The organism is Vibrio sp. 1562, assembly GCF_033340155.1.
Classification (GTDB): domain Bacteria; phylum Pseudomonadota; class Gammaproteobacteria; order Enterobacterales; family Vibrionaceae; genus Vibrio; species Vibrio alginolyticus.
This window is the reverse complement of sequence record NZ_JAWOVY010000026.1, coordinates 28,280-51,703: the sequence shown is the minus strand read 5'-3', so window position 1 is coordinate 51,703 and position 23,424 is coordinate 28,280. Positions and strand designations below refer to the sequence as shown.

Sequence of the window (23,424 nt, the reverse complement as noted above, 5' to 3'; positions counted from 1 at the left end):
CTCTTCAATTTAAGATTTTGTTCGGCTCAATGAATACTGAACATTACATAAGTAATGTTTGAATTGACTGTGCTGAACCCGAAGATTCAATGGTCACTTCGTTTCATTGAAACCTAAATTGTTTCCGAAGAAACTATTTGGATTATCATCAACGAGTGCCCACACAGATTGATAGGTCTATATTGTTAAAGAGCAACTCTTCTTTGTGATTGACATCACTTCGGAAGAGGCGGCCATTCTAGCGAGATAATTTATTGTGTCAAACACTTTCTTCAAATTATTTCGTTTTTCTTTTCAGCCTTATCAACTTCGCTTAACCCCTTGTGAGGCCTTGCCCTGTCGACGAGGAGGCATTATAGAGATCGCGCTCACATTGGCAAGTGTTATTTTTCAAAAATTGCAAAAATAATGGTTAAACGATGAGTTTTCGATCAAACCTTTATTTATTCAACTTTACCCCAAGCTCTCACACAACTTATCCACAGAATTGTTCTTTGAGGCGTGTTTTTTCAAGTACCATAAATAAAGAAAGCTGCTTTATTGCAGCTATCTTTATTAAACTTAACCTAAACTCTATTTAAAGAGCATTATGGCTATATGCCAGACCCATCTTGTTCAGAGCCATCATCTTCGTGTAGGCCACATTCTCGCTTTAAGCCAAAGAATCGAGTTTCTTCCTCTGACATTCCCGGCTCCCATTTACGAGTGGTATGTGTATCACCAACTGAAAGGTAACCTTCATCCCACAATGGGTGGTATTTAAGGCCGTGTTGTTCTAAGTAGTAATGAACGTCTTTATTAGTCCAATCAATTACTGGTAGAAATTTAAACACACCGTTCTGAATTGATAGAATCGGTAAACCTGCACGAGATTTACTTTGCTCTCGACGCAATCCAGAGAACCACGTTCCAACATTAAGCTCTTTTAACGCTCGACGCATCGGCTCAACTTTATTGAGCTTGTTGTATTTTTCAATTCCCTCTACGCCCTGCTCCCATAATTTTCCATATCGAGCTTCTTGCCAATTCGCACTTTCTTTGGCTCGATAAACTTTTAAATTTAGGTTGAGAGCATCTGTCAGCTCATCAATAAATCGGTACGTCTCAGCAAACAGGTAACCGGTATCGGTTAGAATGACGGGGATGTCCGCTTTGGCGCGAGTAACTAAATGAAGCATAACCGCGGCTTGAATACCAAAACTAGAAGAAACCGCGAACTCGCCTTCTAGATTATCTAAAGCCCACGCTACTCTCTCTTGTGCTGAAAGCTTTTCGAGCTCGACATTAATTTGAGCAAGACGGAGGATTTGCTCCGTCTTTGTTAATGTCAGTAACTCTGTAAGCTCCAACTTGGATGCTACAGAATCAAGCATGAAAGTCCCTCTTTGATACGAGCACTTCTTGGATAATACCAGCACGAATAGTGAAATCGCCAAAGGCTTCGCCTTCTTCACGCTCTTTCGACCATCGAGCCACCAGCAGATCAATCTCTTCTAAGATTTGCTTATCCGTGATGTTCTCTTTATACATTTTAGGTACTCGAGTACCAGCACGGTTACCACCTAGGTGCAAGTTGTAACGACCCGGCGCTTTGCCAACTAGACCAATTTCAGCCAACATTGCGCGGCCACAACCATTTGGACACCCAGTTACACGCAAAATGATGTTGTCATTTTCTGGTAGGTTGTGCTTCTCCAGAATCCCCTCCACATCAGTAACAAACTGAGGAAGGAAACGTTCAGCTTCTGCCATCGCTAGCGGACAAGTTGGAAAAGCAACACAAGCCATTGAGTTCTTACGCTGTTCACTTACGCCGTCGTCCATTAAGCCATGTTCACGAGCGATCTTTTCAATCTTCGCTTTTTCGTTTTTAGGTACACCCGCAACAATTAGGTTTTGGTTTGCTGTCATGCGGAAATCGCCTTTGTGGATTTTGGCAATTTCAGCAACACCCGTCTTAAGTGGTTTACCTGGAAAGTCTAATAAGCGACCGTTTTCGATGAAAAGCGCTAAATGATATTTACCATCAATTCCTTCTACCCAGCCAATACGGTCACCACGTTCTGTGAATTCATATGGACGGCTTTGCTCAAACTTAACACCAGCACGTTTCTCGACTTCCACTTTAAAGACATCGCTACCTACACGATCCAATGTGTATTTGGTTTTTGCGTTCTTACGGTTTGAACGGTTACCCCAGTCGCGCTGAGTTGTTACTACAGCTGCGGCAACATCAAGTGTCTTGTCCAGCGGAATAAAGCCAAAGTCATCAGCGCGGCGCGGATAAGTTGATGTATCGCCATGCGTCATCGCTAAGCCTCCGCCGACCAGGACGTTAAAGCCTACCAGCTTACCGTTATCTGCAATCGCTACGAAGTTGAGATCGTTAGCGTGTACATCTACGTCATTTTGCGGTGGGATAACCACTGTAGTTTTAAACTTACGTGGTAAGTAGTTCTTGCCTAGAATCGGTTCGTCTTCTTCCGTGCTTTCTACTTTTTCACCGTCTAGCCAAATCTCTGCATAAGCGCGCGTCTTTGGTAATAGATGCTCACTGATCTTCTTCGCCCATTCGTAAGCTTCTTGGTGTAACTCTGACTCCACTGGATTAGTGGTACACAACACGTTACGGTTTACATCACCCGCGGTTGCAATCGAATCAATACCAATACTGTTGAGCGTTTGATGCATCAACTTAATATTCGGTTTTAATACCCCATGAAACTGGAACGTTTGGCGAGTCGTCAGACGAATACTTCCATATAAAGAGTGCTCCGTTGCGAACTTGTCGATCGCTAACCATTGCGTTGGCGTGATGATGCCTCCAGGCATACGAGCACGAAGCATCACATTATGTAATGGTTCCAGTTTTTGCTTTGTGCGTTCATTACGGATATCACGATCGTCTTGTTGATACATACCGTGGAAACGAATTAACTGGAAGTTGTCGGCAGTAAAGCCACCAGTAATACGGTCCTGTAAATCTTGCTCAATAGTGCCACGTAATAAGTTGCTTTCTCGCTTCAGGCGCTCGTTATCAGATAGCGGCCCTAACTCTTCACCTAATACAACCTGCTTATTATTGTCCGTAGAAAAAGTCATTAGTACACATCCCTCTGATAACGTTTCGCTTTACGTAGGTCATTAATAAATTGTTCTGCATCGTCACGCGGCATCTTGCCTTCTTGTTCAGCAACGATAACCAATGCGTCGTGCACATCTTTTGCCATACGCGTTGCATCACCGCAGACATAGATATAAGCGCCTTCTTGGATCCACTGCCACACTTGAGCTGCGTTTTCTAAGATGCGATGTTGTACGTAAACCTTTTCTACTTGGTCACGACTAAAGGCAACATCCAATCGGCTTAGTACTCCTGACTTGAGATACTTTTGCCATTCCACTTGGTATAAGAAGTCTTGAGTGAACGTGCGATCACCAAAGAACAACCAGTTTTTGCCTTCAGCATCACGGTTTTCACGTTCCTGAATAAAGCTTCGGAATGGTGCGATACCTGTGCCAGGACCAACCATGATAATTGGAGTGCTATCATCTTCCGGCAGTTTAAAGTTGTTGTTATGCTCAACAAATACTTTAACTTCATCTCCCTCTTCGAGACGCTGTGCTAAGAAACTAGACGCTCCACCATATCGTTTTTCGTCGTTTTGTTCGTACTCAACCAAAGCAACCGTTAGGTGTACTTCTTCATCGACCTCTTCTTGGCTTGATGCAATAGAGTAAAGGCGTGGAGTAAGACGACGAAGCAAACCAATCAATTCATCTGCGGTTAACTTGGTTTTCTTTTCTGCCAGTACATCAACGATTTGAGTATTTGCAGAGTACTCGCGAAGCTTATCTTTATCTTCAACTAACTTTTGTAGTTTCTTGCTACCGGATAACTCGGCAAACTTTGTGATGAGCTGTGGGTTAGATGTTGTGATTTCATATTTACTCACAAGAGCACTGTGGATTGACAAGCTTTCACCATCAACGTCAACAGTCTCAACCCCAGACAAACCGACCTTACCAAGAATGGCATTTGCAAGTTCCGAGCTATTTTCAAACCACACACCCAGTGCATCACCAGGCTGATACGTTAAGCCCGAGCCTTCTAAGTCGATTTCTATATGACGAACGTCTTTTCCAGAGTCACGGCCCGTGATTTTTTGACTGGTCAGTAACGTCGCAGTGTACGGATTTTGTTTATTGTAAGGAGAGTGCGCAGTCGCAGCTTGACCCACAGGAAGTTGAACCACATCCGCTTCAGAGCCAGAAGACAGTGTATCTTTTACCTTGTCTAACGCATTCTTACGCCATTCAGTTGCAGGGGCTTCATAATCCACATCGCAATCAAGACGCTCGATAAATGGAGTCGCGCCTAGCTTTGATAGGTAAGTGTCGAAGTCTTTACCGGTCTGACAGAAGAACTCGTAGCTAGAATCTCCCAATGCAATAACACCATATTGCAGGTTTGGCAGCTTTGGAGCCTTCTTCGATTGCAAAAACTCATGTAGCTCAATAGCATTGTCTGGCGCTTCGCCTTCGCCGTTAGTCGATGCCACAATAATGACATGCGTTTCTTTGGCTAAGTTTTTACCTTTGTAATCGCTTGCATCAAAAAGTTCGACTGCAATTCCTTCTGCTTTTGCTTCCTGTTCCAGAGCTTCAGCAACACCTTTAGCATTGCCCGTTTGGGAAGCAAAAATAATACTCAACTTACCTGCTGGCTTCGCTGATACGGCTGCCGTTGCTTGTGCAATTGGAGTTACCGCTGTGTTTGGTTGATTTTGAGCTAATCCCCAAAAATACCCACTGACCCAAGCAAGTTGCTGTGAAGACAACTCAGAGACAGTTTGTTGGAGTGAGCTAATTTGTTGGTCATTCAGAGGGCTTGCGATTGGAGGATTTCCTCCTTGCCCATTATTATCTTCAGACACATTCTTGTGAGAATACTCATTCTTTTGAAAAGACATTATCACGACATCCCTATTCATTGCGTGACGATAGAGTACCCACTCTCCTTAATAACAAGAAAGAATAGAAGTGAATGTTTTATAACTTTTTGGAAGTAAGAACGGCTTACTTTTTGCTCATCGGTCTTCAATGCGGACTTGTTGAAAGCCTACTGCCATTGCCGATTTTGACGCAGTATCCAAATCTTCATAAAGACATTCTTCGCCGTGACTGTCCGTTAGAAAAACAAAACCACCGCGCGCATGTCTGAACTCTACAACCCAACCACCCTCTTGGATTGCAGGCTCAATAATCGCTTCGATAAGCTGATTTTCACGGAATAGATGTCTTAGTTCATTTATTGTCATCGCTATCCCTGCTTTAACTTTCACATTGCTCCTAGGTAAGCATGGTCTAAGTCAGCCAAATAGGGAGAAATTTCGATTAGATATAATGAAGTGATATAAAAAAACGCCGCTTATAAAGCGACGTTTTAAGTAAATCGAATATCTAACATGGCTGAGTTTAGAACGCGTATTCCGCACTCACAAAGAAGCCGTTAGCAAAAATAAACTCTTTCCCTAGATCCGACATGAATTTATCGGACTCTAAATCAATCACACGGTAACCTCCACGAAAAGCCAGTCGAGCTTTTTCGAGCGGTACATTGTATTGAACACCTGCCATGAAATCGGTGCTTTTAATACCTTTGTTGTCACCAAAGTTTATCTCACCAATCACATCAAAGTTTGTATCCGGAACTTGAATTTCTGCGTAGCCATACCAAGCCCAAATCAGCTCATCAAATTCTTCTACACGCCTGCTTGAGCCAGCATCAATATATTTAGTGTCACTTAAATTACTGAACGTAAGACCCGCATCAAAGTGCAATAAATCATGCTCTAGAACGTGGTAATACAAGGTTAAATCGAGCTTATCGAACCCCATGTAATTCGCATCAACACTTGAGTAACGAAGGCGCGCATTAGGGACGTATTTAACATCATGTTCAATCGCCGCGTAAAAAGTGCCTGTGGTACTGCTATCTCGTCTCGCTTCATTAACTTTAGTGTCGGCAGCCCATACCTCTGCGCCGACTTTTGTCGATACAGAGTACTCTGCAAAAACAGGAAAAGATACTGCTAACGATAATGCCGTTAAAGCGATGTTCGCTTTATTTGTCATGTAGTATTTACTCCGAGATAGCTGATATTCACGTAGAGGACGTGAGAGGAAATATACCATATTCTCACGCCTCTCCATCAACTAAATGATGTTACTCATTATTTATAGCGGGGCTGAGCAACGTAATTCTTGAAGAACCAAATACCCAATGCAATCACGATTAACCATGGTAATAGCTTGAGTACCGCTCCAACCATTCCCAGTAAAAACATCACAACTAACGCAATACCAGTTGCTGCGAATACGGTCATCATTGTGATACCCGTAACCAACAAGGTCGCCGCAAAGACTAAAATAAAGATTAGCTCCAACATAATCACTTCTCCATTTGTTTTCAATAAACAGAGCAGTTTCCATACCAACTTACAGAAACGAAGTTAAGATTATGATTTTTAATAAAAAAACAAAGCCAGAGGCATTTCTGCACTCTGGCTTTATCATTCTTTAGTTGGTAATTTTAGCCATTCACTGGCGAATTTTACACATTCAATTCTTTTGGAATCTTAGCTAGCGCGTCTTGCAATACTTCTAGACCAGAACCTGGTTTGTGCGCATTTTCACTGATATGACGACGCCATTGACGAGCACCGGGCATGCTTTGGAACAAACCTAACATGTGACGGGTAATGTGACCAAGGTACGCACCTTTCGCTAATTGCGCTTCAATGTATGGGTACATCTCTTCAACAATTTCGCTGCGTTTCTTCACTGGAGCGTTAGAGCCAAACAACTCTTGGTCTACCGATGCCAGTAGATATGGGCTTTGGTATGCTTCACGACCAATCATCACACCGTCAAGATGCTGAAGATGTGCTTTTGCTTCTTCTAATGACTTCACGCCACCGTTAATCGCAATCGTTAGGTGTGAGAAGTCTTGCTTCAATTGGTAAGCGCGTGGGTAATCCAATGGTGGGATCTCACGGTTTTCTTTTGGGCTTAAACCACTTAACCAAGCTTTACGAGCATGGATAGTGAACTGCTCACAGCCACCCTTTTCTGAAACAATAGAAACGAAATCCGTTAAGAACTCGTAAGAATCTTGATCATCAATACCAATGCGAGTCTTGACTGTTACAGGGATATCGACCACGTCTTTCATTGCTGCGACACAATCCGCAACTAACTGCGGTTCAGCCATTAGGCAAGCACCAAATCGACCGTTTTGTACGCGGTCAGATGGACACCCCACATTTAGGTTAATCTCATCGTAGCCACGCTCTTGCGCTAGCTTGGCACACGTAGCCAAATCTGCTGGGTTTGAACCACCAAGTTGAAGGGCTAACGGATGCTCTTCTTCGTTATAAGCCAGGAAATCTCCTTTTCCATGAATGATCGCACCTGTCGTCACCATTTCAGTGTACAGCAGGGTTTCTTTGGTCATTAAGCGATGGAAGTAGCGACAATGACGATCAGTCCAATCTAACATTGGTGCTACGGAGAGCCTGCAAGAATGAGTCATGATATAAACACCCGTTTTTATGTTGCCAAGGTCGAGCGCAGCAGTACGCTCAAAAAATAAGTCGGGTATTGTATACCCAAGCACCTCTGGGTGCTAGTTTCAGCGAGAATGATTTGGTTGGCTGACTAGCCAAGTGCTTAGGAATACGCAGAAGTAATACGAATGTGTCATTCGTTGATTCATTCTGTGATGATTATTCCGCCTTCACACCACCACCGACTTGCTTTAATTCATGATTTTCGTTCTGATAGTGGGTAAAATGAAGCATTTCTAAACGAACTTCGTATAGAAATGATTTATCATAGAGCACGTCCGATAGTTATGGTGAAAGGTTTGAACCCAACAATCATTGAACAAATTGAAAGTATCTGCGCAGAGCGTGGAGTACGACTGACTCCGCAACGCCGACGCGTATTTGAACTCATTTGTTCTAATCGCCGCGCCTCAAGTGCGTATGAGCTATTGGAGCAACTAAAAGAGAGTGAGCCTCAGGCTAAGCCGCCCACTGTTTATCGAGCATTAGATTTTCTCCTAGAACAAGGCTTCATCCACCGAGTGGAATCGACAAATAGCTTTATTACTTGTTGTTCTTTCAATACTCAGCAGCACTTTTTCCAATTACTAATTTGCGATAAATGTGGTGATGTCGTTGAACTCGAAGATGAGACGCTGATATCCTTGTTAGCCGAAAACGCCGAGAAGCATGGATTCAAACTGACCAACCAAGTTATTGAAACTCATGGTGAATGCCAGGCCTGTTCCTCCGAGACGAAAGAAAAAGTATAGAAGAACGTTATGCGCGCTGAATTTGTAAACCCGTTTTTAGCTTCTTTAATGAACGTGCTAAAAACTATGGCTTCTCTTGAGCTAAAGCCACAAAAACCGCGAATCAAAAAAGATGAGATCGCACGAGGTGACGTTTCTGGTCTGATTGGTATGGTAGGCCCACAAACTCGTGGTTCAATGTCGATCACCTTTGATGAAGCACTCGCCCTAGAAATCATGCAGAACATGCTTGGTGAACGTCCAAATGGGCTCAATGAAGAAGTGACCGATATGGTGGGTGAGATCACCAACATGGTTACTGGTGGTGCGAAACGCATTCTGGCGGAAAGTGGTTTTGACTTTGATATGGCAACACCGGTTGTGGTTTCGGGCCGAGGTCATACGATTCGCCACAAGTGTGAAGGCTCAATTATTATCATGCCTTTCTCTTCCCAATGGGGAAATGCCTTTATCGAAATTTGCTTCGAATAAAAGAGAAAAAATAGGTTGGCACTGGCCAACCTATTTTGTTTTTGCCTCAGGCAATAAAAAGGTCAGCATTTGCTGACCTTTTCTTTATCTATTCAAACATTAAGCTTTGAACGCTTTAAATGCGTTGATTAGACCGTTTGTTGAGCTGTCATGCGAGCTGATTTGAGACTCGTCTGCAAGCTCAGGTAGGATTTGGTTAGCCAGTTGTTTACCTAGCTCCACGCCCCACTGGTCAAAGCTGAAGATATTCCAGATAACACCTTGTACGAAAATTTTGTGTTCGTACATTGCGATCAAGTTACCTAGCGTACGAGGCGTGATTTGCTTCACTAGAATAGAGTTTGTTGGACGGTTACCTTCAAACACTTTGAATGGCGCAATCGCTGCCACTTCTTCAGCATTCTTACCTACTTTCACCAACTCTTCTTTCACGGTTTCTTCATTTTTACCAAACGCTAGAGCTTCAGTTTGCGCGAAGAAGTTAGACATCAGTTTTTGGTGATGATCGCTAGCTGGGTTGTGGCTAATTGCAGGTGCAATGAAGTCACATGGGATAAGCTTAGTACCTTGGTGAATTAGCTGGTAGAACGCGTGCTGACCGTTGGTACCTGGTTCACCCCAAATGATTGGGCCAGTTTGGTAAGTTACAGCATTGCCGTCACGGTCAACGTATTTACCGTTTGATTCCATGTTGCCTTGCTGGAAATATGCTGCAAAACGGTGCATGTATTGATCGTAAGGTAGGATAGCTTCTGACTCCGCACCGTGGAAGTTGTTGTACCAAATACCAATCAAAGCAAGAATCACTGGAATATTGCTTTCTAGATCTGTTGATACGAAATGCTTGTCCATCTCGTGAGCACCATCAAGCAACTCAACAAAGTTGTCGAAACCTACTGCTAGTGCAATTGATAGACCGATCGCAGACCATAGTGAGTAACGGCCACCAACCCAGTCCCAGAATTCAAACATGTTCGCTGTATCGATACCAAATTCAGACACGGCTGTCGCGTTTGTTGAAAGCGCAGCAAAGTGTTTAGCCACATGAGCCTGATCACCCGCAGATTCTAGGAACCAATCACGAGCAGTGTGCGCGTTAGTCATGGTTTCTTGCGTTGTAAACGTCTTAGACGCGATCAAGAATAACGTCGTTTCTGGGTTAACTTTCTTCAACGTTTCAACGATGTGTGTACCATCAACGTTAGATACGAAGTGAAGGTTTAGATGATTTTTGTATGGCGCTAGAGCTTCCGTCACCATGTAAGGGCCAAGGTCAGAACCGCCGATACCGATGTTCACAATATCGGTAATTGCTTTGCCTGTGTAACCTTTCCATTCACCGCCGATAACGCGCTCAGTGAATGATTTCATTTTTTCTAGAACCGCGTTCACTGCTGGCATTACGTCTTCGCCATCTACCATAACTGGAGTATTAGCACGGTTACGTAGTGCAGTGTGAAGAACAGCGCGACCTTCTGTTTGGTTGATCGCTTCACCACTGAACATCGCTTCAATTGCAGATTTCAGCTCGGTCTCTTTCGCAAGAGCAAACAGGTGCTTCAGAGTTTCCTCATTGATGAGGTTCTTTGAGTAATCGACTAGGATGTCTGAGCCGAAACGTGCAGAGTATTTGTCGAAACGCGCTGCGTCTTGAGCAAACAGCTCTTTAAGATCCATATCTTGTGCAGATTCGAAATGCGCCGTTAGCGCTTTCCAAGCTTGTGTTTGCGTTGGATTGATATTTTTCAACATGGTCTTTATCCCGATGTTACAGTAGGTTCCATTCCTTACAGTCTAGCGAAAACTGTGGAATCCCCGATTTAGCAAATAGAATATAAATTAGATGTTTGGGCAAATTGCCACAAAACAAGTCTTTGTAATTTTTTTTCAGGCGCCAATTATGACCGAGAGCTTTTACACTCACATTGAGTTAGGTCACGTTCCCTGCCCTGAAATTGAACAATTCATTTACGATGACAAGAATCATATCATTTACTAATGACAGGCTCTAATTGGAATAGGATAGACGCCAATTTATAAATTTCCAAAGGAACACGTATGTGGGCACAAAAAACACTGCAATTAAAAGCGAGAAGCCGCGGTTTTCACCTGATAACTGATGAAATTGAACAACAATTACCACAAATAAACGAACTTTCAGTAGGTTTATTACACTTATTTATTCAGCACACCTCCGCCAGTTTGACCTTAAATGAGAATGCTGATCCAACCGTGCGTATGGACATGGAAGCGCACTTCAATAAGTTTGTGCCAGAGCGTGCTCCTTATTATCAGCACACCTATGAAGGTGACGACGACATGCCGGCACATATTAAAGCATCACTGCTTGGCAGTAGTGTGACGGTACCAATCCAAAATGGTCGATTAGCTTTAGGAACATGGCAAGGTATTTACTTGGGTGAGCATCGAGACTTTGGTGGTGGCCGCCGCGTTATTGCTACGATTAACGGTGAGTAGATAAAACAAAGGCTAACCTTGGGTTAGCCTTTCGTTGTTTATTTGGAGTATTCCATCTCGACGCGAGGCGTTAGCTTAGTCACGAGTTCATACGCAATCGTACCAATGTGACCCGCCACTTCTTCTACTGGGAGCTCTTTCCCCCAAAGAATCGCTTCGTCGCTGACTTTATCCGTTGCGTCTGGTCCCAAATCGACCGTCAGCATATCCATGGAAACTCGACCTGCAATAGGTACTTTACGGCCATTAACCCACACCGGCGTACCGTTTGGAGCACTTCTTGGGTAACCGTCGCCATACCCTACAGCGATGACCCCAACTTTTGTATCTCGCTCACTGGTCCAAATACCACCATAGCCAACACTTTCGCCCTTCTTCACTTCACGTACCGCAATAAGGTGGGATTTAAGTGTCATGACAGGCTGATACCCAAGATCTTGCGCCGTTTTGTCATCGAATGGCGACACACCATACATGATAATACCCGGACGAACCCAATCTAAATGGCTTTGAGGCCATGCCAATAACCCCGCAGATGCCGCCAGTGAACGTTCCCCTTGGCAACCAGAAGTCAACGATTTAAACAGCTCAATCTGTTGTGGGGTAATATCGCTATCCAGCTCATCTGCACAGCCAAAGTGGCTCATGTAACGCAACGGTTTCGCTACATTTGGACACTCCTTCAGCCGCGTTACAAAGTCGTCATATTGTTCAGGACGAACCCCAAGGCGGTGCATGCCACTGTCAATCTTCAGCCACACGACAACCGGAGTTTCAAGGTCTGCTTGCTCCAAGGCGATAAGCTGCTCTTCACAGTGCACCACGGTTTGGATGTTGTTCGTCACAAGAACAGGTAAATCACCAGGAGAGTAAAAACCTTCTAGCAATAGAATCGGCTTTACTACTCCACAAGCGCGCAGTTGCAATGCTTCTTCAATGCGAGCCACGCCAAACGCATCCGCATGGTTAGCATGTTTTGCGACATGACGTAATCCGTGACCATAACCATTGGCCTTGACGACAGCCATCACTTTACTTTGTGGCGCTTGAGCTTTTACGCGCTGTAAGTTGTGCTGCAACGCAGACAAATCAATGCACGCCTTGGCCGCTTTCATATAGCTCATGGAATTACTCATCATCAATATCGAATGCAGGACCCGCGTAGTTGTCGAAACGCGAATGTTGACCTTGGAAAGTGAGGCGAACAGAGCCGATAGGACCGTTACGCTGTTTACCAATAATGATTTCGGCCGTACCTTTGTACGGACTATCTGGGTGATAAACCTCATCACGGTAGATGAACATGATCAAGTCGGCATCCTGCTCGATGGAACCGGATTCACGCAAGTCCGAGTTTACTGGTCGTTTATCCGCACGTTGCTCTAGGGAACGGTTTAGCTGCGACAGTGCCACAACAGGCACATTTAGCTCTTTTGCCAGCGCCTTAAGAGAGCGAGAGATCTCAGCAATCTCAAGAGTACGGTTATCGGTTAACGAAGGCACGCGCATCAACTGAAGGTAGTCGACCATGATCATCGATAGACCGCCATGTTCACGAGCGATACGGCGAGCGCGCGAACGCACTTCGGTCGGAGTTAGACCAGAGCTATCATCAATGTACATATTTTTCTTCTGCATCAGGATACCCATAGTAGAAGAAATACGCGCCCAATCTTCGTCATCTAGCTGACCCGTACGGATCTTGGTTTGGTCTACACGAGACAAAGAGGCCAACATACGCATCATCAACTGTTCAGCTGGCATCTCTAACGAGAAAATAAGTACGGGCTTTTCTTGTTGCATGGCCGCATTTTCACACAAGTTCATCGCAAAGGTCGTTTTACCCATCGATGGACGCGCTGCGACAATCACCAAATCAGAGCCTTGCAAACCTGCGGTTTTCTTATTGAGATCTGTGAAACCGGTATCGACCCCCGTAACACCATCTTGTGGCGTTTTATACAACAACTCGATACGTTCTAACGTCTTTTCGAGGATGTTGTCGACGTTTTGTGGTCCTTCGTTTTCACTAGTTCGAGACTCGGCGATAGCAAAAACTTTACTCTCCGCCATGTCTATTAAATCTTCAGAACTGCGACCTTGAGGGTCATAGCCCGCGTCCGCAATTTCATTCGCGACACCAATAAGGCCACGAACAATCGCACGCTCAGCGACAATATCAGCATACGCATTGATGTTAGCTGCACTTGGCGTATTCTTCGCCAAGTCAGCGAGGTAAGCAAAACCGCCTACATCTTCTAACAACTCGTGACGCTCTAGATACTCCGATAAAGTAATAAGATCGAGAGGTTTACCCGCTTCAAGAATGGTTTTTACACCTTCAAAAATCAGGCGGTGTGGACGACTATAGAAATCACTGCTCACAACACGTTCGGCAACGGTGTCCCAACGTTCATTATCCAGTAAAAGACCACCAATTACTGATTGCTCGGCTTCTAGTGAGTGAGGTGGCACTTTGATTGCGTCGACCTGACTGTCTGAAGGTTTGCGATTTCTGTTTTCCGCCATGACTTTGCTCGATAACTACTATTGACCCACGATTATAACCTTAACCTAGCTGAGATGCTTCCCCGAAGCGACAATTACTTGTTAAGAAATCATCATGTGAACCACCCGGGTAATAGCCTGGTTCTTCCGCCTAGCTCTAATAAAAATTAACCTACCATTGACCCAACCAAATATCTGTATCAGTATCATGCCCCTCCTTTTTGATTACGTTCGAGGTTGATGTGTCCCGATACTGGTTACTTAGCTTTAGCCTACTGTGCGCTAGTGCATCGTATGCTGACGAATCAGTACAGCCAGAGCAAAATATTGATGTACCCGACCCACTAAAAACCGAGGTGGAGTTCGGCTATCAAGCTCACACAGGTAACACGGACTCTCGTTCCCTGAATGCTCGTTTGAGTGCTGAATATACGTCAGGTCGACACCGTTCTAATGGTGAGTGGAAGTACTACAACTTGTACAAAGACGGTGAAGAAGACAAACGCTCATCCACCTATTCCCTACAGAGTGACTACAAGTTAGGCCCTAAGACGTATTTGTATGGCAGCTTTAAAGGAGTGGATTCTCGCTACAGTGCTTATTTTAAAGACTATACGTTGTCAGGTGGTTTGGGTTACCAGTTCTCCTACACTGAGAACTTCATTTTAGAGGTAGAAGTAGGCCCTGGTTTTCGCTATCAAGAGCCAAACTTAGACGAAATAGATGATGACGATATTGTCTTTCCCGATATCGTTAGAGAAGGCATTTTTCGAGGAAATATCAACACAACTTGGCATGCGTTGGATAATTTAAGTCTCGCAGCTGATATTACGTTGGTAACAGGTAGAAGTAACACACGTACTGATAGTGAACTCAGTGTAACCAATGATATTACTGAAGATATTGCACTGAAACTGGCGCACTCTCGTCAGTATCACGATAAAGTGCCTGAAGGCTTAAGCAAAGCGGACAGCGTATTTTCCGTTAATTTACTTTTCGCTTTTTAACCCTTTTTCTCTCAGTTTTAGAAATAAAAAAAGCACCTCCAAGGAGGTGCTTTTTAGTATTTCGTCTTGATACTGAATTACTCAGCAGCAACAACTTGTAGGTTAACTGTCGCGAAAACTTCAGAGTGAAGTTGAACGCTGATCTCGAACTCACCAGTGTTACGTAGAGCACCTTCAGGAAGGCGAACTTCGCTCTTAGCAACTTCAACGCCTGCAGCTGTGATAGCGTCAGCGATGTCACGAGTACCGATAGAACCGAATAGTTTGCCTTCGTCACCAGCTTTAGAAGCGATAACTACAGCTTCTAGAGCGTTAACTTTCTCTGCGCGAGCTTCTGCAGCAGCTAGTTGCTCAGCAACTTTAGCTTCTAGTTCAGCACGACGAGCTTCAAACATTTCAACGTTAGCTTTAGTTGCCATAACTGCTTTACCTTGTGGGATAAGGAAGTTACGAGCGTAGCCAGATTTAACGTTTGCAGTATCGCCAAGACCACCTAGGTTACCAATTTTATCAAGTAGAATAACTTGCATTGCTTAATCCTCTTTCTTAATAAAATGAACCGATTACTGATGCTTGTCAGTGTACGGTAGTAGAGCTAGGTAGCGTGAACGCTTGATAGCACGTGCTAGTTGACGCTGGTACTTAGCGCTTGTACCAGTGATACGGCTAGGTACGATTTTACCAGCTTCAGTGATGTAGTTTTTAAGAGTTGCTACGTCTTTGTAATCAATCTCTTGTACGCCTTCTGCAGTGAAACGGCAGAATTTACGACGACGGAAGAAACGAGCCATGGGCTATCTCCTGATCTTAAATTTGAGTAATGTTGTCGGCGTGTAACACTAATTTTCCCACGCCATTTCGGCCGGTTTGATAAGTGACAAAACCACTTACCTTAATGTTACTGCCTTGAACTAAATTCTGAGTTAGTGCTTGTGACCCAAGCCCGCTGACGACTACCGGCATACGACAATAAACTTGTCGAGGTAAGTCAGCTTCGATAATAGTAGAGCGATGCTCCAGCCAAAACCGACAGTGTTCAATGCCACCAGGGCTTTTACTACGAATGGGCGGTTTGGCAATGGTGCCGCTCAGCTCCATTCGATTGGCCATAAGAAAACTTACTCAGCAGCTTCTGACTTAGCTTCAGGCTTAGCTTCAGAACGCTCTTCACGACGTGGAGCACGCTCTTCTTTTTGCTTAAGCATGATAGATTGCTCAGTGATCGCTGCTTTAGTACGCATGATCATGTTACGTAGAACTGCATCGTTGAAACGGAAAGCAGTTTCTAGCTCATCAATTACAGCTTGGTCAGCTTCAACGTTCATAAGAACGTAGTGAGCTTTGTGAAGCTTGTTGATTGGGTAAGCCAGTTGACGACGGCCCCAGTCTTCTAGACGGTGGATTTTACCGCCAGCTTCAGTGATTGAACCAGTGTAACGCTCGATCATGCCAGCAACTTGCTCGCTTTGATCTGGGTGCACCATGAATACGATTTCGTAATGACGCATTGGTTGCTCCTTACGGATTATTCAGCTTCCACAAATGGCTCAGTCGTCCAGAGGAAGCAAGGAACTAAAGATAATTGACTGAGTTTAAGGAGCACGAATAGTACAGAAAGGGCGTAAAATAGGCAAGTGATTATTTGCTCAGCGCAGTGGATATTTAATTTCTTCTAATACTAGAAAACACAAAGGCTGCCAACAAGCTGGCAGCCTTTAAAATCAGCGTGTTATTGCGCTGGCTTATCGGTGCTTATTTAACTTCAGCCAGTTCAGCGCGCATTTGATCGATCACTTGTTTGTAATCTGGCTCACCGAAAATCGCCGAGCCTGCGACAAACATGTCTGCGCCCGCTTCTGCAATTTCACGAATGTTGTCAACCTTCACACCGCCATCGATTTCTAAGCGGATATCACGACCAGACTCGTCAATCATCTTACGAACGGCACGCAGTTTATCTAGTGTATGAGGAATGAATGATTGACCACCAAAACCAGGGTTTACCGACATCAGTAGAATCATGTCGACTTTATCCATAATAAATTCAAGACTTGCAAGTGGCGTTGCTGGGTTTAGTACCACACCAGCCTGACAGCCGTGCTCTTTAATTAACTGCAGTGTACGGTCTACATGATCAGAAGCTTCTACATGGAACGTAATCATCGACGCACCCGCTTTTGCGAAATCAGGAATAATACGGTCAACGGGTTTCACCATTAGGTGAACATCGATTGGCGCTGTGATGCCATAATCGCGTAGTGCTTTACACACAGGCGCACCAAAAGTCAGGTTTGGTACATAGTGGTTATCCATAACGTCGAAATGCACCACATCCGCACCCGCTGCGAGTACTTTTTCTACATCTTCACCGAGACGAGCAAAATCTGCCGATAAAATGGATGGAGCAATAAGAAAATCTTTCATACCTGACCTCAGTAGTAATGAGCAAACAATCTGCGCGCAATTCTACCGAAGCCAGTGGGGAGATCCACTATTTAGATATAATAGTGTGAGAATTAAGAGCTTGATTTATCCATGTCTGGGGCATGAAAAAGCGCAAGTAGCTCATCAACTTTATTACGACCGTTACCATTACGGCTAATGGTACGCTTTACTTTTACCACATTAAGATCCGCACCGTGATACAACCGACGTGTCAAGGTAGTGTCGTGGTTAGAAATCAACACAGGAATGCCACGTTCAGTCGCTGTTCTTTCAGCAATGTCGGCTAATGCAGCTTGGTCGTCCAACGTGAAACCATTACCTGCGTATGAGGTGAAATTTGCCGTATTTGAAAGCGGCGCATAAGGTGGATCGCAATACACGACGCTCCCTTTGCGCGCACGACGAAATGTTTCAGGATAACCTTCACAAACGAACGTAGCTTTTTTGGCTTTTTCTGCAAAAAACTCCAATTCCGCCTCAGGGAAATACGGCTTTTTGTAAGAGCCAAACGGTACATTGAAGCCACCTTTTTTGTTGTAACGGCATAGGCCATTAAAACCAAAGCGGTTCATGTACAAAAACGCTAAAGAGCGGTACATCACGTCATCGGTTTTATTAAATTCAGCGCGAATGTGTAGGTAGGCTTCTTTGCGGTTGTTCTCAGCGACAAACCAACGCTTCGCTTCAGAGATATACTCTTCAGGGCGTTCTTTCAGCAGGTTGTACAGATTGATCAAATCTGGATTGATATCTGCAAGTAGATAATGGTCATAATCGGTATTCAGAAACACTGAGCCCGCACCAACAAAAGGTTCAACTAGCTTTCGAGCCGGCGGCAAATGACGTTGGATGTCTTCAACCAGTCCGTATTTTCCTCCTGCCCATTTAAGAAAGGCTCGTTGCTTTTTCATCTACTGCTCTATCTATCGACCAAAAATTAAGGCTGCGGAATGTAACATATTTTTCAGGGAAGCTCAGGTTTATTTCACTCGTTCAATTTCACGGTGAACCTGACGGAGTGATTTTGCCCAAGGACTCACCGACTTAACCGAATCTGGCAAGCTTGCGACGGCATCACGAGCCATTTGAATTGTCGGATAATCTTGATATGTGATGATATACCACTCGGTGTCATTACGAACGGTAGGATAAATTCGCACTTGATTATTCAGTTTATGCTCATTGAGAAAGGATTGTACATCTTCCATTGAGGTCATAGCTGCGAGTTGTAAAGTATAAGCTCTTGGCGATAGCGCTTTTAGTTCTTCACGAGCAAATGAAAACTTCACAACAGGTTGGTTTGCCTCACCCTCTTCTGACTGAGCAGGTGCTTGCGCCATATCTTGATTCGGTTTTACGACTTTAATCAAAGGAGAGCTAGTTTCATCGGCGGTTTCTGTTTTCTCAGTACCTACGACGTCATCAATCGCTTTTGTGTCTGCTGAATCAGTTTTACCTTCAAGCAATGCATCGACCACATTCGACTCAATCACCACTCTTTGTTGATTGTCATCACTGCCTACGCTCGCTACTTCTTCTGTCACTGCTGGTGGTAATGAATCAGAATCATCAACCGCACCAGAGTTATCAAGACTGCTAGAGCCATCGGTTACAGGTTGCAGTGAAGATTGCGCTGCACTGATTACTGACTCTTCAAAAGTTGGAATAGCCGTTTGCTCTAAACCGCCAGCAATTTGCTGCGCTTTATCATCAGGACTTGGTTGACTAAGCATCCACCAATAGCCACCCGCAGCAAGCAACAGTAATACTAATACCACCAACGCAATATTCAGGGGTGAACCGACAATCGAGCGGATAATGATCCTTTTTTCCACTTTCATCTCTCCTAACGCCATGATGTCACCCGGTACTGGGTCGACTTTTTTAAATGCATCTCTAACCCGTTTCTCAGACTCATCATCGACGTAGCGCGCAACAAGTGACTCAAAGAAACGACGAGCTTCCACTTCGGACAACATATCAATATCAAGCTCAACAGGCTTTATCTCTTGTCCATAACTGAGACGTGCTAGCAAACCGTCTAAACGTCCAGACTGTGTAAACAGTAAGACATTGATGGTCCAATTTGGCTTATGGTGCGCCTCTAAGACCAGCATCCAAAGCTCAGAGATAAGTGTCTCACTCAATAAATGCGCATCATCTACAACAATTGCAATGTCACACGGCTCATCACCTAAAAGCCTTTCAAGGCTATCAAGTAAAGGCTCTTGCTGATTAAACAATGCGTCTGAAACCAGTTGATTCAAAATAAGGACGCGATGCTGCACATCGTCTTGATTAGAATGACAAAGTAACAAACATTGATTCTTGTTACTGGCACCCACTTCAAGGTATCGCTGCGCTAACCAAGATTTCCCGTACCCATCATGACCATTAATCGCAATGAGATTGGAACCAAAGTTAGTCAGTAGACCTAATCTATCAAGCAACTCGATTTGAGAATCTAATTCCAGTACGTGAGCAACACTCATCTAATAACCTTAATACACTACAAGAATGACGCCCAAAGGCGCCATTACAAGGTTAAATATCGCGACCGAAGTCTATTGCCTGTTTGAGTACGTCTTGTGTCGTATCAGCAATTACCTCGGCAGTGCCAATGCCTGTAGGCAAAACCAATCGTAATTGACCAGAGAGGACTTTCTTATCTCGCATCATGTGCTTGATGAAGTCATCGAAATTCATACTGTCTGGAGTATGCACAGGCAGTTTTGCACGACGCAAAATCGCAACAATACGCTCAAATTGCTCTTCCGAGATCAGACCACGTAGATGCGACGTTTTGGCCGCCATAACAGTGCCGGAAGATACCGCTTCACCATGCAGCCAATTGCCATAGCCAAGTTCCGCTTCAATCGCATGACCAAAGGTGTGACCTAAGTTAAGCAAAGCACGGATGCCCGACTCTTTCTCATCCTGAGCCACCACTTCCGCTTTTATTTCACAGCAACGTGCGATCGCATAAGTTAGTGCTTCTTCATCCAACGCATACAAGCGCTCAAGATTGTCTTCTAACCATACAAAAAAATCTGCATCGTAAATAATGCCGTACTTAATGACTTCGGCGATACCCGCAGCGAACTCACGTTCAGGCAACGTCGACAGGCAGTTGGTATCAATGATCACTGCTTTAGGTTGGTAAAACGCACCTATCATGTTCTTACCCAACGGATGGTTAACCGCGGTTTTTCCACCAACCGAAGAGTCCACTTGGGATAGTAATGTGGTCGGTATTTGAATAAAGTCGACCCCACGCTGGTAACAGGCAGACGCAAAACCCACAAGATCGCCAATAACACCACCACCTAACGCGATGATCACAACATCACGAGCATAACTCCCTTCCAGTAAGAAGTTCATTACTTGATTAAATACATCCAAGTTTTTGTACTGTTCACCGTCAGGCAATTCTAACAAGGATGCACTACAACCGAGCTGCTCGAGTTGCTTTAAAATTTTGTCTGCATACAAAGGCGCCACTGTGACATTACTGATCACAACAACTTTTTGTTTTGCATTTTTGTTTGAGAGAACTTGAGAGAGGTACGCCGGGTCCTCAAATAACCCGGCGCCAATAGAGATTGGGTAGCTACGCTCAGCTAGGTTGACCGTAATCCGTTCCATCGGTTTGCTCCAATTAAAAAAAAGATAAAGACTTATCTCTCTTCTAGCATTTTTACGATCTGGTTGGCTACCACTTTTGCACTTTGATCGTCAGTGCGAACAGTGTAATCCGCTACTTCTTCATATAAAGGATTACGTTCTTCAGCTAATTGCTCCAGTACTTCGCGAGGGTTATCCGTTTGAAGTAAAGGACGCTTCTTGTCGCGGTTTGTACGCGCAAGTTGCTTTTCAATCGTCGTTTCTAAGTAAACAACAACACCACGTGCCGAAAGACGATTGCGGTTTTCTTTGCTCTTAACAGAGCCACCGCCAGTCGCAAGCACGATGCCTTGCTCTTGTGTTAGGTCTTCAAGTACCGCTTCTTCACGCTTGCGGAAGCCTTCTTCACCTTCTACATCAAAAACCCAAGAGATGTCTGCACCAGTGCGTTCTTCGATCACTGTATCGGAGTCAACAAACTCCATATGCAGTTGCTGTGCTAGATGTCTACCAATTGTACTTTTGCCGGCGCCCATTGGGCCAACAAGGAAAATATTACGTTTCTCAGCCATGTTTAGCAGTAATTTACAACATTGATTCAATAAGATCGCCACAAGAAAACACAGCTAAACTGCTGTTCTACAAGGCTTGTGGCACCAGTTCCTCACAGATAATTCGTGATAAGACCCGAAATTATCCAAGCATGGTGCCACTATTGCAACTTTATTTTTGATTTAATCAGTTTTTCCCGAGACAGAACTACTGAATCACCACCTTAGGCGTGACGAAAATTAACAGCTCACTTTTGCCAACATTCTCATAACTTCGACGAAAAAGAGCACCTAATAGCGGCAGGTCGCCCAACAAAGGCACTTTGTCCACCGAGTTAGTAATGCTGTGCTGAAAAATACCACCAAGAACGACCGTTTCACCGTTATTCACTAACACTTGCGTCCCGATACGTTGAGTATCAATCGCAACAGCTTCACCAGTGCCTGTCTTCACGACTTGTCCTGGTCTATCTTGCGTGACACTTAAATCCAATACTAAGCGGTTATCCGGTGTGATTTGCGGGGTTACCTTCAAACTTAATACCGCCTTTTTGAACGTCACCGTCGTTGCACCACTTGATGATGACTCTAGGTAAGGAATCTCTGTACCTTGTTCGATATAGGCAGGTTTCTTATTGGTAGTGATCAAACGTGGGCTCGAGATAATCTCAGCTTTAGACTCTTGTTGCAGCGCAGAAAGCTCAAGATCCAACAAGGTGTCTGAACCTAACTTTGCGACCTGAAAAGCAATGCTGGTCGCATTCGGGCTGGTTGCAGCTAAGTTTACATTTAGGAAGTCATCGATCCCTACTCCATCACCGTCACCACCGTCATCACCCCCTTCTCCATTATAGAGACCGATCGTGGCGAGGTTGTTCTCAATAGAACCACCCACTGTATTACTGCCATTAATAGACGTAAAACCCCAACGAATCCCTAACTCGTCCATGTTACCTTCATTGATGGTCACAATACGCGCCTCAATTTGAACCTGTTTAACTGGAATATCCAAAGACTCAATAATTTCTCGAATCACCTCGATGTTTTCAGGTAACTCTCTAATCAATAACGAGTTAGTTCGCTCATCAATGGTCATACTGCCGCGCTCTGACAGCATGCTGATATTTCCTTCACCATTGATCATCTCCGCAATGTCTGATGCTTTAGCAAAATTAACTTTGATGATTTCAGATGAAAGCTCTCCCATTTCTTCCGTCAGTTTTTGTTTTTCTAACTGCTGCTTCTCACGCAAGTCCAGCTCATCAGTCGGAGCAACTAAAATCACGTTGCCATCAACACGCTTATCTAACCCCTTAACTTGCAAAATAATATCCAGCACTTGCTGCCAAGGGACACCATCAAGACGAAGCGTGAGGTTGCCTTCTACAGAGTCGGAGACAACCAAATTGAATTGGTTGTAATCAGCAATAAGCTGCAAGACGTTTCGCACAGGAATATCTTGGAAGTTAATCGAAATAAGCTTACCTTCTCTTTCTAAAATGCTTTTATCTGGGGCTTTCTCATTGGGTTTGATCTTCGCTACTTTGATTTCCAAAAAACGCCCCGTTAAACGGTAATCATGCATGTATTCTTCATTGATGTGCGCAACCAAGCGCGTCGTCGAGGTGTCGCGAAACACTTCTACGCTCTCAACCACAGTCGAAAAGTCTTTCACGTCTAGGAGATACAATTGCTCGTCTTTTACTGAAGTGTTAAGCAAATCGATACTTAACCCTTCCTGTACACGCTTGATATCTACAATCGCGGCCGGTGACGCCAATTCGACGACAATCACGGCGTCTTTATCTTTATTAGTTCGAAAGTCGATACTTTTTAGGGCATTGGACGAAACTTCTTCAGCTGCCGCTAAAGGGGCTAAAAATACAAACAACCATAAGGAGAAGAGCCCAGTAAGTATCCTTGCTGTACGTGTTAATCCTTGTCTCATTTTCATTAC

24 protein-coding genes are annotated in these 23,424 nt (G+C 44.3%); 4 read left to right on the top strand and 20 right to left on the bottom strand.

Translation table 11 applies throughout. The annotated features are described in order from the left end of the window. Nucleotides 1-593: 593 nt before the first annotated feature. The 7 genes from R7Z49_RS20390 to dusA all read right to left on the bottom strand — a co-directional run bounded on the left by R7Z49_RS20390 (nt 594) and on the right by dusA (nt 7,597). Nucleotides 594-1,373, bottom strand: coding sequence for a phosphoadenylyl-sulfate reductase (locus tag R7Z49_RS20390; protein ID WP_005382748.1), 780 nt, complete (start codon nt 1,371-1,373; stop codon nt 594-596). After that, complete coding sequence (gene cysI / locus R7Z49_RS20385; protein ID WP_186584628.1) at nt 1,366-3,102, bottom strand: assimilatory sulfite reductase (NADPH) hemoprotein subunit; 1,737 nt, start codon at nt 3,100-3,102, stop codon at nt 1,366-1,368. Before cysI ends, R7Z49_RS20390 begins: the two co-directional genes overlap by 8 nt. After that, nucleotides 3,102-4,973, bottom strand: coding sequence for an assimilatory sulfite reductase (NADPH) flavoprotein subunit (locus tag R7Z49_RS20380; protein WP_005381262.1), 1,872 nt, complete (start codon nt 4,971-4,973; stop codon nt 3,102-3,104). The genes cysI and R7Z49_RS20380 overlap by 1 nt, the downstream gene beginning before the upstream one ends. A gap of 117 nt (nt 4,974-5,090) precedes the next feature. Continuing rightward, the gene (locus tag R7Z49_RS20375) at nt 5,091-5,321 is read right to left on the bottom strand and encodes a hypothetical protein (RefSeq protein ID WP_005381264.1); all 231 of its coding nucleotides are present in this window, start codon (nt 5,319-5,321) and stop codon (nt 5,091-5,093) included. 157 nt (nt 5,322-5,478) lie between these two features. Beyond that, nucleotides 5,479-6,138 (bottom strand): TIGR04219 family outer membrane beta-barrel protein, encoded by a 660-nt coding sequence (locus R7Z49_RS20370; protein WP_130545458.1) that lies wholly within the window; start codon nt 6,136-6,138, stop codon nt 5,479-5,481. A 98-nt stretch (nt 6,139-6,236) separates the two neighbouring features. Continuing rightward, the gene (gene pspG / locus R7Z49_RS20365; protein WP_005381266.1) at nt 6,237-6,452 is read right to left on the bottom strand and encodes an envelope stress response protein PspG; all 216 of its coding nucleotides are present in this window, start codon (nt 6,450-6,452) and stop codon (nt 6,237-6,239) included. 164 nt (nt 6,453-6,616) lie between these two features. Then, nucleotides 6,617-7,597, bottom strand: a complete 981-nt coding sequence (gene dusA / locus R7Z49_RS20360) for a tRNA dihydrouridine(20/20a) synthase DusA (RefSeq protein ID WP_017821727.1) — start codon at nt 7,595-7,597, stop codon at nt 6,617-6,619. 321 nt (nt 7,598-7,918) lie between these two features. On the opposite strand from dusA, the gene zur reads away from it, so the two are divergent. Together zur and R7Z49_RS20350 are read left to right on the top strand one after the other, a co-directional pair. Next, entirely contained in the window at nt 7,919-8,383 is a 465-nt protein-coding gene (gene zur / locus R7Z49_RS20355) for a zinc uptake transcriptional repressor Zur (protein WP_005381268.1), read from the top strand. A 9-nt stretch (nt 8,384-8,392) separates the two neighbouring features. Next, on the top strand, nt 8,393-8,854 hold the full coding sequence (locus tag R7Z49_RS20350) for a chemotaxis protein CheX (RefSeq protein ID WP_005381269.1): 462 nt from the start codon (nt 8,393-8,395) through the stop codon (nt 8,852-8,854). A gap of 99 nt (nt 8,855-8,953) precedes the next feature. Here R7Z49_RS20350 and pgi read toward each other — a convergent pair whose 3' ends face one another. Then, nucleotides 8,954-10,606, bottom strand: a complete 1,653-nt coding sequence (gene pgi / locus R7Z49_RS20345) for a glucose-6-phosphate isomerase (protein WP_005381270.1) — start codon at nt 10,604-10,606, stop codon at nt 8,954-8,956. Between the two features lie 306 nt (nt 10,607-10,912). Here pgi and R7Z49_RS20340 point away from each other — a divergent pair, with 306 nt between their 5' ends. Further along, entirely contained in the window at nt 10,913-11,332 is a 420-nt protein-coding gene (locus R7Z49_RS20340) for a secondary thiamine-phosphate synthase enzyme YjbQ (protein ID WP_005381271.1), read from the top strand. A 38-nt stretch (nt 11,333-11,370) separates the two neighbouring features. On the opposite strand, the gene alr is transcribed toward R7Z49_RS20340, so the two are convergent. Further along, nucleotides 11,371-12,447 (bottom strand): alanine racemase, encoded by a 1,077-nt coding sequence (gene alr / locus R7Z49_RS20335; protein WP_005381272.1) that lies wholly within the window; start codon nt 12,445-12,447, stop codon nt 11,371-11,373. 13 nt (nt 12,448-12,460) lie between these two features. Then, nucleotides 12,461-13,861: a replicative DNA helicase gene (locus tag R7Z49_RS20330; protein WP_005382759.1), complete on the bottom strand. Its 1,401-nt coding sequence runs from the start codon at nt 13,859-13,861 to the stop codon at nt 12,461-12,463. Nucleotides 13,862-14,082: 221 nt separating this feature from the next. Between R7Z49_RS20330 and R7Z49_RS20325 the strand changes: the two genes are divergently transcribed. After that, nucleotides 14,083-14,847 (top strand): DUF481 domain-containing protein, encoded by a 765-nt coding sequence (locus R7Z49_RS20325; protein WP_186584618.1) that lies wholly within the window; start codon nt 14,083-14,085, stop codon nt 14,845-14,847. Between the two features lie 77 nt (nt 14,848-14,924). Here the strand turns inward: R7Z49_RS20325 and rplI are convergent, their stop codons facing one another. The 10 genes from rplI to R7Z49_RS20275 all read right to left on the bottom strand — a co-directional run bounded on the left by rplI (nt 14,925) and on the right by R7Z49_RS20275 (nt 23,421). Then, nucleotides 14,925-15,377, bottom strand: coding sequence for a 50S ribosomal protein L9 (gene rplI, locus R7Z49_RS20320; RefSeq protein WP_005382760.1), 453 nt, complete (start codon nt 15,375-15,377; stop codon nt 14,925-14,927). Between the two features lie 33 nt (nt 15,378-15,410). Next, nucleotides 15,411-15,638: a 30S ribosomal protein S18 gene (gene rpsR, locus R7Z49_RS20315; RefSeq protein ID WP_000090472.1), complete on the bottom strand. Its 228-nt coding sequence runs from the start codon at nt 15,636-15,638 to the stop codon at nt 15,411-15,413. A 16-nt stretch (nt 15,639-15,654) separates the two neighbouring features. After that, nucleotides 15,655-15,957 carry a primosomal replication protein N gene (priB, locus tag R7Z49_RS20310; protein ID WP_005381298.1) on the bottom strand — a complete coding sequence of 101 codons (303 nt, stop codon included), beginning with the start codon at nt 15,955-15,957 and terminating at the stop codon, nt 15,655-15,657. 8 nt (nt 15,958-15,965) lie between these two features. Further along, nucleotides 15,966-16,355, bottom strand: coding sequence for a 30S ribosomal protein S6 (gene rpsF / locus R7Z49_RS20305; RefSeq protein ID WP_005381299.1), 390 nt, complete (start codon nt 16,353-16,355; stop codon nt 15,966-15,968). 244 nt (nt 16,356-16,599) lie between these two features. Continuing rightward, nucleotides 16,600-17,271 (bottom strand): ribulose-phosphate 3-epimerase, encoded by a 672-nt coding sequence (gene rpe, locus R7Z49_RS20300; protein ID WP_005381300.1) that lies wholly within the window; start codon nt 17,269-17,271, stop codon nt 16,600-16,602. A gap of 92 nt (nt 17,272-17,363) precedes the next feature. Next, entirely contained in the window at nt 17,364-18,203 is an 840-nt protein-coding gene (locus R7Z49_RS20295) for a Dam family site-specific DNA-(adenine-N6)-methyltransferase (RefSeq protein WP_005382762.1), read from the bottom strand. A 69-nt stretch (nt 18,204-18,272) separates the two neighbouring features. Beyond that, nucleotides 18,273-19,784 (bottom strand): SPOR domain-containing protein, encoded by a 1,512-nt coding sequence (locus tag R7Z49_RS20290; RefSeq protein ID WP_115386332.1) that lies wholly within the window; start codon nt 19,782-19,784, stop codon nt 18,273-18,275. Nucleotides 19,785-19,836: 52 nt separating this feature from the next. Further along, complete coding sequence (gene aroB, locus R7Z49_RS20285; protein ID WP_005381318.1) at nt 19,837-20,937, bottom strand: 3-dehydroquinate synthase; 1,101 nt, start codon at nt 20,935-20,937, stop codon at nt 19,837-19,839. A 32-nt stretch (nt 20,938-20,969) separates the two neighbouring features. Then, a complete protein-coding gene (gene aroK, locus R7Z49_RS20280; protein ID WP_005381319.1) occupies nt 20,970-21,488 on the bottom strand; it encodes a shikimate kinase AroK in 519 nt (172 codons plus the stop codon). A gap of 187 nt (nt 21,489-21,675) precedes the next feature. Next, the gene (locus R7Z49_RS20275; protein WP_318111967.1) at nt 21,676-23,421 is read right to left on the bottom strand and encodes a type IV pilus secretin PilQ family protein; all 1,746 of its coding nucleotides are present in this window, start codon (nt 23,419-23,421) and stop codon (nt 21,676-21,678) included. Nucleotides 23,422-23,424: the final 3 nt, after the last annotated feature.

What these genes read in the sequence shown, in the direction of transcription:
- R7Z49_RS20390 (WP_005382748.1), bottom strand. Translation starts at nt 1,373, where the DNA reads ATGCTTGATTCTGTAGCATCCAAGTTGGAGCTTACAGAGTTACTGACA.
- cysI (WP_186584628.1), bottom strand. Translation starts at nt 3,102, where the DNA reads ATGACTTTTTCTACGGACAATAATAAGCAGGTTGTATTAGGTGAAGAG.
- R7Z49_RS20380 (WP_005381262.1), bottom strand. Translation starts at nt 4,973, where the DNA reads ATGTCTTTTCAAAAGAATGAGTATTCTCACAAGAATGTGTCTGAAGAT.
- R7Z49_RS20375 (WP_005381264.1), bottom strand. Translation starts at nt 5,321, where the DNA reads ATGACAATAAATGAACTAAGACATCTATTCCGTGAAAATCAGCTTATC.
- R7Z49_RS20370 (WP_130545458.1), bottom strand. Translation starts at nt 6,138, where the DNA reads ATGACAAATAAAGCGAACATCGCTTTAACGGCATTATCGTTAGCAGTA.
- pspG (WP_005381266.1), bottom strand. Translation starts at nt 6,452, where the DNA reads ATGTTGGAGCTAATCTTTATTTTAGTCTTTGCGGCGACCTTGTTGGTT.
- dusA (WP_017821727.1), bottom strand. Translation starts at nt 7,597, where the DNA reads ATGACTCATTCTTGCAGGCTCTCCGTAGCACCAATGTTAGATTGGACT.
- zur (WP_005381268.1), top strand. Translation starts at nt 7,919, where the DNA reads ATGGTGAAAGGTTTGAACCCAACAATCATTGAACAAATTGAAAGTATC.
- R7Z49_RS20350 (WP_005381269.1), top strand. Translation starts at nt 8,393, where the DNA reads ATGCGCGCTGAATTTGTAAACCCGTTTTTAGCTTCTTTAATGAACGTG.
- pgi (WP_005381270.1), bottom strand. Translation starts at nt 10,606, where the DNA reads ATGTTGAAAAATATCAATCCAACGCAAACACAAGCTTGGAAAGCGCTA.
- R7Z49_RS20340 (WP_005381271.1), top strand. Translation starts at nt 10,913, where the DNA reads ATGTGGGCACAAAAAACACTGCAATTAAAAGCGAGAAGCCGCGGTTTT.
- alr (WP_005381272.1), bottom strand. Translation starts at nt 12,447, where the DNA reads ATGAAAGCGGCCAAGGCGTGCATTGATTTGTCTGCGTTGCAGCACAAC.
- R7Z49_RS20330 (WP_005382759.1), bottom strand. Translation starts at nt 13,861, where the DNA reads ATGGCGGAAAACAGAAATCGCAAACCTTCAGACAGTCAGGTCGACGCA.
- rplI (WP_005382760.1), bottom strand. Translation starts at nt 15,377, where the DNA reads ATGCAAGTTATTCTACTTGATAAAATTGGTAACCTAGGTGGTCTTGGC.
- rpsR (WP_000090472.1), bottom strand. Translation starts at nt 15,638, where the DNA reads ATGGCTCGTTTCTTCCGTCGTCGTAAATTCTGCCGTTTCACTGCAGAA.
- priB (WP_005381298.1), bottom strand. Translation starts at nt 15,957, where the DNA reads ATGGCCAATCGAATGGAGCTGAGCGGCACCATTGCCAAACCGCCCATT.
- rpsF (WP_005381299.1), bottom strand. Translation starts at nt 16,355, where the DNA reads ATGCGTCATTACGAAATCGTATTCATGGTGCACCCAGATCAAAGCGAG.
- rpe (WP_005381300.1), bottom strand. Translation starts at nt 17,271, where the DNA reads ATGAAAGATTTTCTTATTGCTCCATCCATTTTATCGGCAGATTTTGCT.
- R7Z49_RS20295 (WP_005382762.1), bottom strand. Translation starts at nt 18,203, where the DNA reads ATGAAAAAGCAACGAGCCTTTCTTAAATGGGCAGGAGGAAAATACGGA.
- R7Z49_RS20290 (WP_115386332.1), bottom strand. Translation starts at nt 19,784, where the DNA reads ATGAGTGTTGCTCACGTACTGGAATTAGATTCTCAAATCGAGTTGCTT.
- aroB (WP_005381318.1), bottom strand. Translation starts at nt 20,937, where the DNA reads ATGGAACGGATTACGGTCAACCTAGCTGAGCGTAGCTACCCAATCTCT.
- aroK (WP_005381319.1), bottom strand. Translation starts at nt 21,488, where the DNA reads ATGGCTGAGAAACGTAATATTTTCCTTGTTGGCCCAATGGGCGCCGGC.
- R7Z49_RS20275 (WP_318111967.1), bottom strand. Translation starts at nt 23,421, where the DNA reads ATGAAAATGAGACAAGGATTAACACGTACAGCAAGGATACTTACTGGG.